Raw genomic sequence first — 11,792 nt, 5'->3', positions numbered from 1 at the left:
GTTTAAACCGCCCAGCAATAATTTTAGATTTTAGATTTTAGATTTTAGATTTTAGAATTGACTCTGCACATGAATTGGGGGAGGGATTCAACTCAGGTCTAATATTAAATCCGGATCAGAAATTTCCTTATCAGACTCAGCGGTTGAAACCGCAAATACACAAACTTTCGTCTCCTCCAAGCCGATTAAAAAATCAAGGGGGGACTACAGCCGGATTTGGTTTACACTTTTACGTGTAGCCGGTAGAACTGATTTTTTGGGTTTAGGAATGAGAATTAAATAACTTCCACAAGATTGTGGGATGGGCGTCCCACAATAACAATTAAAATTGTAAGTTATTTAATTCGCGATCCTTAGTCGTAAATTTTATTCCCGATCGCCAAACTTGCCGATCGAGTTTCATTTTTCTGTTTTCATTTTTTTTCTACTGTGCCGAATTCCGGCTGGCGACGGCAAAAAGCCCGATCGAACCCAGCTAAATACTTAAATCATTTTATACCACCGATCGGCTCAGTACAAATATCGGTTTTGCTTCCAACAGCCGCTGCTTTATCCGTTACGAAGCCTTTGACGTATCGCTGACACTCGATGCTTGGGTGGCGGACTCGGCCGATCGGTATCCGTAGAAATCTATCCGGTAGTCTACTATTTTGACACCCGTTTGCTCTTGAATTTGCTCGATCAAGTCGATCGGCAATTCCACATGAACGTCGAGAATCTGAGCCGTATCAAGACAATTGACATGAGAGTGAGAATCGCTGACATTGCCGTACAAGCGTCCCTCCGAGCGTTCTATGCACTCAATAATCCCTGCTTTCGACAAAGCTTCTAGATTTTGATAAACAGAAGTATGCCCGATCGAATGAGCTTGTTTGTTGAGGCGATCGTAGATTTCGCGAGCAGAGAGGTGTTCTTTTGCCTCCCACAAAAGTTCTAGAATAAATCGACGCTGGCGGCTCAAGCGCATTCCCATCGCCTGACAGCGGTTTAAAGCATCTTCTAATGAACTAATTGGTTTCACAGCTACCGCCTTATAAAGCCTGCTCGATTTTTAATTCTGGTACAATATTGCACGCCGATATATTCACTAATTCTAACGCAGGGTTGCCCAACAGTAGAAGGTAGAGGGCAAAAATCTCGAATGAGTGAATTTTTTCGAGTTGCTGCTCAACTCTATCTTCTACTGCCACACATCCTAGTTCGAGGATTTGATGGCGTTAACCAGTAACTTGGCGATTTCCGAAAGTTGCTTTTTGTTGAAAGTTTTGAGCAAAAGCTTGACTACCGCCTTCGGTTCGGCGGGAAGTGCGACTTGCTTCGACGCGGAGGCTGGGGCTGCTGGGGCTGCTGGGGCTGCTGGGGCTGCTGGGGCTGCTGGGGCTGGTTTTGGGCTTGCTGCCAAAAGTAGCAAATTTTTACTCGGAACGATCGTCTTAACTTTCCCCACTTGTACTAAATCGCCAGCTTCCTTGAGTTCTTTGATAATCAACGGAGCTAAGACTTTATAAGAGTTTTTGGGATTAACGATCGCTGCTCTAGCTGTTTTTACTAAATTTTGCCAAGTCTCTATTTTACCTCCCAACTTATAGAGGCGAACGCACACAGCCGTCAACTCAGAGCGACTAGCAGCCGATTCTTTCTGCTTGAACACCTGCAACATTTCTTTGAGTAAAGTCATCACTTCAACAGCAAAATTTGGCGGCACAGCGCCCGCTGTTGGAGCGGCGGGCGTACCAGACCCAGCAGCAACCACCTGCACTTTACCCGACGCCAATTTATCGAGGTGAGTTTCGAGTTGAGCAAAAACAGGCATCACCTGCTGCACGAGTTTTTCTCCCTCCTCATTCCTCAAGCCGAAAGGCCCCTCCAGTCGCCCCAGCAAGTCCTTAAGCGTATCAACTCCCTTTAAAAATAGGGATTCTGCCGTTTGGTCAACCTGCTTAACTGGCCCGTCCTTGAGCACCTTAAAACAATCTTCCAAGCGGTGAGCGGTTGTTTTAATACTATCTAAGCCAAGCATAGCCGCCCCTCCTTTTACCGAATGGGCAGCTCGAAACATCTCTTGGACGCTTTCGGGGTCTTTCATCGTGGACTTCAAATCCACTAAACCATTTTCTAGAGTATCGAGGTGCTCCTTAGCCTCCTCTATAAACAAACGCATTATTCGGTCTTGCTGATCTGACACGACAGTCCTCCTAACAATCTGTGCACCCTCCAGAAAGCACCCTCTTCGCGGGAGAAAACACGACTCCTGCCAAAAGTCGGAAGCTCCCATGCAAAACATTCTAGCCTGCCTCAGCTAGCAGACTCAAAATACGGGTGTGAGGGCAATCTTAGCTCTCAAACTGCTGCGGTGGAGATTGAGCCTAGAGTTCTGAGGGAGTATCTGGAGCGACTTCAATACCCATTCCTTGTTTCATCATCTGCTGAGTCGTAATCAAGTCGTTTAACTCCTTGACTTCGACGCCGATGTCTTGGCAAGCCTTTTTCAGTTCCCGCTCGAAGGTGTTGAGGTCGCTTCCGTAGCCGCAGAGCTTCGCGGCTGTGGCGATTCCTTGTTGGGCGTTAGCTTTGGCGCAGTCGATCAATTCAATGCCTTTGAGGGGTTGGGAGGATGCCATAATTTCAAGCCACAATTTATCTTTTCTCCCACTGTACCTAGAACGTTGAGGTCGATCGATCTATCGAAAGGCATGAAAAATCCTGCCTGTGCTCAGTGTTGCCCATTCATAGCTATTTGTCTGGGAGTTCCGGGCCAGATAGCAGTAGTTGGGATTTTCTAACCCCCATATTCGGAGCTGAAACCATGTTTTTGCGTAAGTCTTTATGTTTATTGACAAAACGAAGTCATAACGAGTATGATTTAACCATAAGCAAAAAAGAGAGCCGCCATGAGGATAGAAGAAATTCCCCTCAACCAGATTCGCCGCCCCCTGCCGCGAGTCAACGACCAAACCAAAGTCGCCGCCCTTATGGAATCCATCCGCGAGGTAGGTTTAAACGAACCCATCGACGTGCTAGAAGTAGATGGTCAGTATTACGGATTTTCCGGTTGCCATCGGTACGAAGCTTGCCAGCGTCTCGGTTTAGAAACTATCCGCTGTAATGTACGCCGAGCTCCCCGTACCGTGTTGCAGATGCACTTAGCCTGAGCCTCTCAACAGAAATTCATGACAGGCAAATATTCGATCGCCCAAAGCTTTCTAATATATTCGATCGACAATCACTAATAACAAGCTAAAAACCTATGACTACCAACAACCACAAACAACATCTTTACCCCACCCGCATCGATATGTCAGCCGCCACCCGCTCTCAAGTAGTCGGGCTGCTCAACGCAACGCTAGCAACGACTCTGGACTTAAAAACTCAAGTCAAGCAAGCTCACTGGAACGTCAAAGGCATGGACTTCTATCAGTTGCACTTGCTATTTGACGAAATGGCAACAGAACTCGAAGAATACGTTGATACGGTTGCAGAACGAGTCACAGCTTTGGGCGGTTTGGCTGTAGGAACAGCCCGCACAGCCGCTGCTGATTCGATTTTGCCAGAATTTCCTTTCGACATTTTAGACGGGAAAGAATATGTGACGGCTTTAGCCGATCGCTACGCACCCTACGCCCAACACCTGCGAGTCGCCATCGACAAAGCAGACGAACTCGGCGATGCCGATACAGCGGATTTGTACACCGAAATTTCGCGGACAATTGACAAGCGTTTGTGGTTCCTAGAAGCGCATTTGCAAGGTTCTGCGACAACTGCAACAGCTGCCGCTGCAAAAGTTGCCGTCAAATAGCACACTTTCAATAATTGAACTTGCATCTTCATAAATCGCCAAACTCTTGTGGGGCGGGCTGTTGGGCCCGCCCCACAGATGTATTTCCTTAAGGCTCCTGACAGCTTAGGATCGAGAATATGTCCATTTAGTGAACAAACCTGACGGTCAACTGAGTACAGTTAGACCGCAGGCTTCTTGTTCCTTTTTTTCAAAGGCTTTTTATAGTGAGGTAGTTCCACCTCCACTTGCTAATATAGTATCAGAGTATTTCCAGAGCATCTTGGGGTATAAAAGAATAATTGTCGGTTTCGGTACCGAAACCCGACGAGCCTTTCATCCCAAGGAGTAATTCCCAACGGGGTACGGGGCCGAGTGCTCAGATTAATCCCCTCTAAATATACCGAGGGACTTCCCGGCTAATAGTTAATTTGGATGAGTTTTTCGTGACTGCCAATATTCCAGATTATGCTCTTCAACTGCAACGCCTGATGGAACAGGCGGGGCTTTCGAGCGATCGAGAACTCAGCAAAAAAGCAGGAGTTTCCGAGATCCAGCTAAGTCGCCTGCGTCGCGGTTTAGCCCTGCAAACCAGAGCCGACATCCTGCTCAAAATTAGTCAAGCTTTGCAAATTTCCTTAACCGAACTGCTCGCAACCTTGACGCCAAACTATGTAGAGTTAGAACAGGCACCACCGACAGCCCTAGAACAAGAATATCAGCGCCTGCAAGCTTCGATCGAACAGCAGCGAGAATCTTTGATGCAGGAATTCCAGCTATCTAGCCTGCAAATTTTAGAATCTTGGATGTTGCAGTGGCCGACTGCTGCGAGCAAAGCTCAGGAAAATCACAACTTGCGGGCTCAGAAACTACTGCCCTTGCTGCGGCCAGTCGAGCAGTTATTAGAGCATTGGGGAGTGGAGTCGATCGCCCCAGTCGGAGCCGAGATTCCCTACAACCCCCAACAGCACCAGCTAATGGAAGGAACAGCCGAACCCGGAGAACCCGTCACAGTCCGCTACACAGGCTACAGACAAGGTGAAAAACTGCTCTACCGCGCCAAAGTTAGCCCAGTTTGATTCATACCAGAAGGGCCTTCGGCAGAACAAAGATTGTCCCCCTCTCAAAATTCACTCCCGGCGAAGCGCTGCGACTGCGATCGACCTTACGATCCGCGACGAGCACCATCTATTGCCCTCAAAACTATTCTCCCGCTCTCAGGCTCTGGCGCTTTCCCCCTCTCTTATTTGGATCGGAGTCCATCTCGCAGCTATACTAGCGTAGTCTGGCTAGTAATTCTGATATTCCCACCGCAAAATATGAGTCCTGTAGTTAAAATTATTCAGCCCTCTGGCATTTTAGACGGCACCAAGGCAAGTCAATTCCGCCAAGAGATTAGCGACCTAGTGGAAGCGGGAGCCGATGTGGTATTGATAGACTTCACTGATGTGACATTTATGGATAGTTCTGGTTTGGGCGCTTTAGTATTGGCGCTCAAAACAGTCCGGGCCGCTGGGAGTCAATTAGTTGTCTGTTCTATCAACGAGCAAATCCGCATTTTATTTGAACTCACCAGCATGGATCGAGTTTTCGAGATATTTCAGACCCGCGATGCTTTTAATAGCAAAATTCTCTCAACTAACTAAATCTTTGGGCTGCTGTCTTCTTGCTATTTGGTCGCAGATGCACTGCAAGAAGTCAGCTAGCCAAAGTTTACCTTGAGTAAAGACCAATCATCATCAAAAACTGCTTTAGCGTTCAACTTTTGAATGTAGTTCAAAACCAGCTCTAACTGGTCGGCACTTGCACCGTTGTAAGCTGCTAACAGGTCTACGAAAGGGTCAAGCCCCCAGATATTGCCGTCAGGTTGGTGGATCTCGTATACCCCGTCGCTAAAGATGTAGAGAGTGCTCAAATCCTCGACATCGCAGCAATTATCGACATAGGGGGCGTCAGGGAACATCCCGACGGGCATTCCGGGGGTTTTTAATCGCTGGATTTTAGCGGTGCTCGCAGGGGACTGGGAAATTAACACTGCCGGTGGATGGCCGGCGCTGGCATAAACTAGCTGGCGAGAAATGCGGTTGTAAACGCCGTACCAGATGGTGAAATACTTGTCATTTTGGTAGCTCATCTGGAAGGTGGTGTTCAGGGCGCGCAACACGTCGCTGGGTTTGTAGTAGTCTATGTTGGGGAGCGTGCGCGATCGCAGCAAATTCAGCACGGCCACCGAAGGCAGCGCCGCCCGCAAACCGTGACCGGCTACGTCTAGCAAGTAAATCGCCAAATAATCGGCATCTAGCCAGTTGTAGTCGAAGCAATCTCCCCCCAACTGCCGGGAGGGAATGAATTTTGCTTCGATGCTGAAAGGTTCCGTCATCGGATCTGGCAACAGCGATTGCACGTACTCGGCGGCCTCGGCTAACTCTGCTTCCAGACTTTGCTTGGCTATTTTCAAATCTCGGCTGAGTTGGTGCAGCCTCAATCCCGCGCGTACTCTTGCCTGTAACTCGTTGAGTTCGATCGGCTTTGAGATAAAATCGTCGGCACCGGCGTCGAGGCCTTTGACTCGATCGGCGATCGAACCCAAAGAAGTCAACAAAAAGAATTGTGTAGTTGACAGATCCGGATCTGCCTTGACTCGACGGCAGACATCGATGCCGGTCAAGCGCGGCATGATCCAATCGCAAATTATCAGGGCCGGACGCAATTTTTGCGCCTGGGCTACACCGTCTTCGCCATTGCTTGCTACTGTTACTTCGTAACCCTGTTTTTTCAGGGTTCTTCTCAGCAGTTCTTGAACAGCCGTATCATCGTCAATAACCAGAATTTGAAACATGGGCACTTAGGTACTACAAGTTTTTCAAGGTCTGGGGGTCATTTAAAATATATCCTGTCAGCGCCCTTGTCTGAGATTGAGTATAGTTGATTGACATCGCTTTGGAGGTAATTGCTTTTGAGGGCGGGTCGTTGAGTTCAATTTACGTTAAAATTTGATAGAAATTTGGCGCGATCGAACTTCACTCAGTTTATACTCAGAATATAAATTTTTATAGACTTTTATTTGCCACAGGCGATGGTTGACATGGAAGTGCTATTTATGGTATAATGGCTAACCGATTAGTGGATTAAACATCGATCGACGGCCCACCAAAGCTAGTATCCTCAAACAACCATTCAATTTGGCCGCCGTTATACTTTGTCTCGTGGTATTTTATCTGGTTGTATTTTGTCTCGTTGTATTTTGCCCACCGGCCGATGAAGAACTTGTGTGGTGAGCGTGATTGAATTAAAGGGTTCCGAAAAGTTGCCGATGCTAAAAAAAGCGGATCTTCAAGTCAATACAGGTCTGAATGGATTAAGCTGGGTTTTGTCGTGGTTTGCACAATTGTACGACTCGCGAATCCCTACAAGTGTGTGGATCAGGTGTCAGTTGGCTTTGGCTGAGGGCTTTACGAATGCGGTGCGTCACGCCCACAAGGGCAAACCAGCGGATTTGCCTGTTGACATTCAGGTGGCGGTGTTCGCTGAATCTTTAGAGATTAAAATTTGGGATTCGGGCGATCCGTTTGATTTAGAGACAAAAATCAAAGATATTTCGGAAAAAGTCGATATTCACTCTCCGGGCGGGCGGGGGCTAAAATTAATCAAAGACATCGCAGACAGTATTAGTTACGAGAGAACGGCTGATGGACGGAACTGTTTGTCGATCGTCAAAAATTATTCGCCCTGTATCGACGATCGATGAAGCTGATATTTTGTTGGCAACTGCTGATGGAACTTTCTGGTTAATAGGCTTTAAGCTGTGGAGCATTTAAACCAGTAACGAGGCTTGTATGGTGCGTCAGTTATAACACTTACGCGCTTATGCGGGAAACACTTCTGTACGCTGGGCACCCTACTATCGTCTTTTAAATGCCGAACAGCTTAGGAATGAGAATTAAATAACTTCCACAAGTTTGTGGGATGGGCTCTTATAGCCCGTCCACTCATGACGGGCGGGACGCCCATCCCACAATAACAATTAAAATTGTAAGTTATTTAATTCGCGATCCTTAGAAGCTTTTAAACGCGGGACAGAGGATTAAGCCACAGCAGAATTGTCCGTTTTAATTCATTTAATTCTCGATACACTTCTTGTTTGACCCACTGCCCGATCGCGTCGAAGGGCGTAAAAATTTGACCCACAGGCCAGCTAACATCTTGGCCCAAGGGCGTTTGATGGTTGCCCGCCAGAGTCTGAACGGTAATCATGTCGGGAAATCGTGCTTTTAGCAGTTTGGTCAACAGCAGGGTTTGGTCGATGTTGTCACCGTTAAATTTGACTAAAAGATTGCGCCGGATTTGATAGCTATTTTGGACGAGGCGATTAGTCTCTTGCGGGGAAGGGGTAAACTCGACGTTAAAGACGGGGGAAATTTGCTCGACGATCGGGATTGCTTCGGATGCCGCATAATTGTTGAAAGAAATCAGAATATTGCCTGCCCTTTCTATGTCAAACACAGAACCGATCAGCAAGTGCAGTTTGCATCCCATGCTGTGTCCCATGCCGTAGATGGGGAGATACGAAGATTTGAGCAATTTAGTGGCGCGCAGCCGATCGAGGGCATTTTCAAATTTGTTGAGGACATCGCGGGCGATCGCAATATGATCCAAAGTATTGACAAACGGCGTTGCGACTACAAGATATCCTTGGTTTCCCAAAGCCTCTAACAGCCAGCGATAGGTCACTTGCGGTGCTGTCGCCACAAATGCACCGCCGAGAAAATGCACGATCGCGATCGGTCTTGAAGGAATTAATACCCAATTGCCTGAAATTTCTTGCCAGTCCATAAATTCAATCTAATAATAAATAAAAAGGCGATCGTTCTCTGAAGGTAAAAGGCAGAATGTTGGATAAATTTTTGCTTTTATTTTCTGCATCAAAAAGGGGTTTGCTACCCATTTTTAAATTCCAAAAACTTTCTTTTTTACTTATACATTATTTATTCTAACTGTTGTGGGGGTAAATAGCACGGCTGGCGATCGCTGCTATTTGCAAGCTGTATAGGGTTGAAGCTAGTAACCGAATAAATCAAGGCTGACATCCGCGGCTTTCAAAGATTTGTATATCGTGTCCTATCGCACGGCTGCAAGCCGCTGTAGCTGGTATCGCGGGTAATTCACCCGACAGGATATTAACAGTCAAATACCCCTCAAAACCCCAATATCGCGTATTAATCAGCCCCTGGGCGATCGGCTTCGATTCGGCTATACAACTATAACATCCTTTAGGACAGCCCCCCGATTTCAGACGATCGCTGGGGGTTTAATTCTGGCGAATGACCAATACCTTCTGCCGTTTGATGACTCAACTTTTCGTGAGTCTTCATCCATTTCCACTTGTTGACAGTAGCTTGAGGATTGAGCACTGTGGTAGCGATGCCGTAAACAATAGTCGGCAACACCTCCCGATTTAACCAACTTTGTCCCAGCTTTCTCATGTAGTGCAGTGCCAAAACTTCTCGAAATTTGTTCAGCCTTTGCAAAAGCGGCAAATTCTTAAAACATAACTCTTCGTACTCGTGGAGTGATAACTCTTTTTCTCCCCGCAAGCGCCGCAGTTGGTTTTCCTTGACACAATCAGAAGCTATGCGCTTTTTGAGCCAGTGCTTATCTGTGAGAGAGTTCCCTCTAATTCGATAATTTCCCAAAGGTTCTGTCGCCGCTAGCAAGCCATACTTTTGAGCAACTTTAGTAAATAATTCTGTATCTTCTCCTACCTCCCAATCTTCTGGAAACCCGCCTTCTTGGAGTAGAATAGAGCGATCGACTACAACAGAAGACGGGAAAACCCAAGGACTTTCGCCTGTCTCCTTAATCGCCTGCATTTCTGCTTTAGTTGTAGGATAGGTGGGAATATAACTCAACTTGTTGCCACGCTTGTCTAAATACCGCAAAGCGTGAGCGACAGCTTTGACTTCGGGATTGTCTGCGAGCATTTTCAGGCAAACTTCTAACTTATTGGGTTCCCAGGTATCGTCGCTGTCGATAAACGCTACATACTCGCCTGTGGCGCGATACATCATTAAATTTCTCGACTTAGAAACCCCGTAATTTTCGGGATTTCTGAAGTATTGAATTCTCGAATCTTGCTCTACCAGCTTAGCAGCAACTTTGTCAGTAGCGTCAGTAGAGCAGTCATCAACAATTAAAATTTCTAAATTCTTGTGGGTACCATTGAGTACGGAGGCAATTGTCTCGGCCAGAGTGTCGGCAGCATTGAATGCAGGAATGATGACGCTGACTTTTTGGCTGTTCATAACTTGCATTAAGGTGTGGTTTGGTAGTTATTCGCCGAAGTATAGTCTCGAAGCAGACACTCTGACTCCTTTACGTGCAAGTACCTGTAGTCAGGAAACTTGCCTACATACTGCCAATATAACAGGTTTACCACGTCAGTGTTATCTACCATAAGGAGGCAACAGCCCTTAGCAGGCGGAGTGCAGACTATGATTTGGCGGCCAATTTTTTTGACACAAAAGCCACGGGTGCGAGGGATTGAGGGATTTTTCTGGGGACTGGAGTTGTCCTAAATTCGATCGCATCTTTTTTTTTGTTAAATAGGACTTACCCAGAAAAACCCGGCATCACCCAAAATCATTGGTTTGAGAAGTATGCAGCTACACAAAAATTGGTTTCTGACTCAGTTCGATTTCTGTTAATAGCTAATCATATTTTTTCGACCGCCAAAACCGGGAATTTAGGAGTGTGAAACTTTACTACAGCAATCTTAAATCAGTTGTACAAATATGTAGGGGTAGTGCCAAGAATGCCTACCCCCAAGGATCGGGGCAACCGGGCGCGAGTTTTGGCCCTACAACACTTACACAATTCCTTGAGAATCGCTATACGAACCTAATTTAAAAACATCAGCAAAAATAGCATTTTCCTCCACCATTCTTCCCGCATCCGGCGAATCGTAAACCACTAACAGCGAATTCTGCCCTCCCAAATAGGGAAACAGGCTCAATCCCTCAGCATTGTCCGTACCCACCTTAAAAGGCAAGTCAAACAATACCTCCAAATCTCCCCCATCTTGCCCCGTAATACTGTCGCCCGATCGCCCTAAAATTCCCTTTAACCGAAAAACCCTCATCGCCCCAGATAAAGTCATCGTCGGCCCGGCTAAAACCATCAAATCTTCTCCATTCCAGCACAATTCTCGCACCCCCAAACCGTTCAAATCAACAAAATGTTTCTTGTATAATTTCTCTCCTTCCCCAATAGCCTTAAGCCTTAAAACTCCCGGTTCTGCCTCTTCAACTTCTATCTCTAAAATTATCGCCCAACCCCGCAGCACCGGCCCCCGCAAACCAAGAAAAATCCGATTTCCGCGCACCGCCAACCCTTCAATATCAAAGCCATTTTCTTTACTCGGAATCGGCACAGATAAATATAGACCGAGGTGGGTGTCATCTTTGAGCGCGTCTGTCAGCAAATTGCCTGTTTCTGTCCGCTGCAGGCATCCCACTGTCTGCTGAATTTCGGGATTGTCTGAATCGGGAATTGACTCGCACAAAATCCCGTCTTTCATAGGAATGCGCGCCAGTAAATAGCGGTTGACTTCTGTGACGATTTCTGCTAATCTTTCAATGTCTTTACCGGGGTCTTTGCCTTTAGCTTTCTTGCGTTTGGTGCTGTGAGAACCGACTAGCCAAAGATAATCGTTGCTGAAATCAATTCCTTCAATATCGATTTCAGATTCTCCAGATAAATCTATAAAATCTGCGATCGCAAATTTTTGATGTTCTCCAAAAATATGAGGGGCGACAGGCGACAAACGCTCGATCGAAGTCGTTTCATCGGAACCCAGCCACAAATGGCCGTCTGGAGTTAAAGCAACAGCGGATAAGTCTGTAATGATATCCGCGGCTTCGCTGGTGAATTGCAGCAGCAGCCGACCGAGCAAAAAAGATTCTGGCATAATTATTAGCACTAAAACTATTGTTATGGTCAGTCATTATAGCTAAATATG

The 11,792-nt window shown here is 46.6% G+C and carries 13 protein-coding genes; 5 read left to right on the top strand and 8 right to left on the bottom strand.

Going from position 1 to position 11,792, the window contains the following annotated elements:
* Positions 1 to 556: 556 nt before the first annotated feature.
* From QUA88_RS13860 to QUA88_RS13845, 4 genes are all read right to left on the bottom strand, one after another.
* Positions 557 to 1,021, bottom strand: a complete 465-nt coding sequence (locus QUA88_RS13860; protein ID WP_333056302.1) for a Fur family transcriptional regulator — start codon at positions 1,019 to 1,021, stop codon at positions 557 to 559.
* A gap of 10 nt (positions 1,022 to 1,031) precedes the next feature.
* Positions 1,032 to 1,190 carry a hypothetical protein gene (locus QUA88_RS13855; RefSeq protein ID WP_333056303.1) on the bottom strand — a complete coding sequence of 53 codons (159 nt, stop codon included), beginning with the start codon at positions 1,188 to 1,190 and terminating at the stop codon, positions 1,032 to 1,034.
* Positions 1,191 to 1,195: 5 nt separating this feature from the next.
* Positions 1,196 to 2,284: an Hpt domain-containing protein gene (locus QUA88_RS13850; protein ID WP_333056304.1), complete on the bottom strand. Its 1,089-nt coding sequence runs from the start codon at positions 2,282 to 2,284 to the stop codon at positions 1,196 to 1,198.
* An 82-nt stretch (positions 2,285 to 2,366) separates the two neighbouring features.
* On the bottom strand, positions 2,367 to 2,621 hold the full coding sequence (locus QUA88_RS13845; protein ID WP_333211393.1) for a hypothetical protein: 255 nt from the start codon (positions 2,619 to 2,621) through the stop codon (positions 2,367 to 2,369).
* A 270-nt stretch (positions 2,622 to 2,891) separates the two neighbouring features.
* On the opposite strand from QUA88_RS13845, the gene QUA88_RS13840 reads away from it, so the two are divergent.
* The 4 genes from QUA88_RS13840 (at position 2,892) to QUA88_RS13825 (ending at position 5,421) form a co-directional block, all read left to right on the top strand.
* A complete protein-coding gene (locus QUA88_RS13840) occupies positions 2,892 to 3,152 on the top strand; it encodes a sulfiredoxin (protein WP_332985662.1) in 261 nt (86 codons plus the stop codon).
* A gap of 95 nt (positions 3,153 to 3,247) precedes the next feature.
* Positions 3,248 to 3,796 (top strand): DNA starvation/stationary phase protection protein Dps, encoded by a 549-nt coding sequence (gene dps / locus QUA88_RS13835; RefSeq protein ID WP_333056306.1) that lies wholly within the window; start codon positions 3,248 to 3,250, stop codon positions 3,794 to 3,796.
* A 425-nt stretch (positions 3,797 to 4,221) separates the two neighbouring features.
* The gene (locus tag QUA88_RS13830; RefSeq protein WP_333233526.1) at positions 4,222 to 4,854 is read left to right on the top strand and encodes a helix-turn-helix domain-containing protein; all 633 of its coding nucleotides are present in this window, start codon (positions 4,222 to 4,224) and stop codon (positions 4,852 to 4,854) included.
* A gap of 240 nt (positions 4,855 to 5,094) precedes the next feature.
* Positions 5,095 to 5,421 carry an STAS domain-containing protein gene (locus QUA88_RS13825; RefSeq protein ID WP_041623653.1) on the top strand — a complete coding sequence of 109 codons (327 nt, stop codon included), beginning with the start codon at positions 5,095 to 5,097 and terminating at the stop codon, positions 5,419 to 5,421.
* A gap of 56 nt (positions 5,422 to 5,477) precedes the next feature.
* Here the strand turns inward: QUA88_RS13825 and QUA88_RS13820 are convergent, their stop codons facing one another.
* Positions 5,478 to 6,614: a PP2C family protein-serine/threonine phosphatase gene (locus QUA88_RS13820; RefSeq protein WP_006632014.1), complete on the bottom strand. Its 1,137-nt coding sequence runs from the start codon at positions 6,612 to 6,614 to the stop codon at positions 5,478 to 5,480.
* A gap of 432 nt (positions 6,615 to 7,046) precedes the next feature.
* Here QUA88_RS13820 and QUA88_RS13815 point away from each other — a divergent pair, with 432 nt between their 5' ends.
* Positions 7,047 to 7,523, top strand: coding sequence for an anti-sigma regulatory factor (locus QUA88_RS13815; RefSeq protein ID WP_333272186.1), 477 nt, complete (start codon positions 7,047 to 7,049; stop codon positions 7,521 to 7,523).
* Between the two features lie 317 nt (positions 7,524 to 7,840).
* Here the strand turns inward: QUA88_RS13815 and QUA88_RS13810 are convergent, their stop codons facing one another.
* The 3 genes from QUA88_RS13810 to QUA88_RS13800 form a co-directional block, all read right to left on the bottom strand.
* The gene (locus QUA88_RS13810; protein ID WP_333056309.1) at positions 7,841 to 8,608 is read right to left on the bottom strand and encodes a DUF1350 family protein; all 768 of its coding nucleotides are present in this window, start codon (positions 8,606 to 8,608) and stop codon (positions 7,841 to 7,843) included.
* 437 nt (positions 8,609 to 9,045) lie between these two features.
* A complete protein-coding gene (locus tag QUA88_RS13805) occupies positions 9,046 to 10,077 on the bottom strand; it encodes a glycosyltransferase family 2 protein (RefSeq protein WP_333262294.1) in 1,032 nt (343 codons plus the stop codon).
* A 563-nt stretch (positions 10,078 to 10,640) separates the two neighbouring features.
* Positions 10,641 to 11,741 carry a DUF3616 domain-containing protein gene (locus QUA88_RS13800; protein WP_333056311.1) on the bottom strand — a complete coding sequence of 367 codons (1,101 nt, stop codon included), beginning with the start codon at positions 11,739 to 11,741 and terminating at the stop codon, positions 10,641 to 10,643.
* Between the last annotated feature and the right edge of the window lie 51 nt (positions 11,742 to 11,792).

Source organism: Microcoleus sp. D3_18_C2 (genome assembly GCF_036702395.1).
Taxonomy (GTDB): domain Bacteria; phylum Cyanobacteriota; class Cyanobacteriia; order Cyanobacteriales; family Microcoleaceae; genus Microcoleus.
Note: the sequence above shows the minus strand (reverse complement) of the source record. Positions and strands in the feature narration are given on the sequence as shown.

Bases quoted from the DNA above. Each gene is read 5' to 3' on its own strand.
- QUA88_RS13825 (WP_041623653.1), top strand. From the start codon at position 5,095: ATGAGTCCTGTAGTTAAAATTATTCAGCCCTCTGGCATTTTAGACGGC.
- QUA88_RS13810 (WP_333056309.1), bottom strand. From the start codon at position 8,608: ATGGACTGGCAAGAAATTTCAGGCAATTGGGTATTAATTCCTTCAAGA.
- QUA88_RS13820 (WP_006632014.1), bottom strand. From the start codon at position 6,614: ATGTTTCAAATTCTGGTTATTGACGATGATACGGCTGTTCAAGAACTG.
- QUA88_RS13850 (WP_333056304.1), bottom strand. From the start codon at position 2,284: ATGTTTTGCATGGGAGCTTCCGACTTTTGGCAGGAGTCGTGTTTTCTC.
- QUA88_RS13845 (WP_333211393.1), bottom strand. From the start codon at position 2,621: ATGGCATCCTCCCAACCCCTCAAAGGCATTGAATTGATCGACTGCGCC.
- dps (WP_333056306.1), top strand. From the start codon at position 3,248: ATGACTACCAACAACCACAAACAACATCTTTACCCCACCCGCATCGAT.
- QUA88_RS13840 (WP_332985662.1), top strand. From the start codon at position 2,892: ATGAGGATAGAAGAAATTCCCCTCAACCAGATTCGCCGCCCCCTGCCG.
- QUA88_RS13800 (WP_333056311.1), bottom strand. From the start codon at position 11,741: ATGCCAGAATCTTTTTTGCTCGGTCGGCTGCTGCTGCAATTCACCAGC.
- QUA88_RS13805 (WP_333262294.1), bottom strand. From the start codon at position 10,077: ATGAACAGCCAAAAAGTCAGCGTCATCATTCCTGCATTCAATGCTGCC.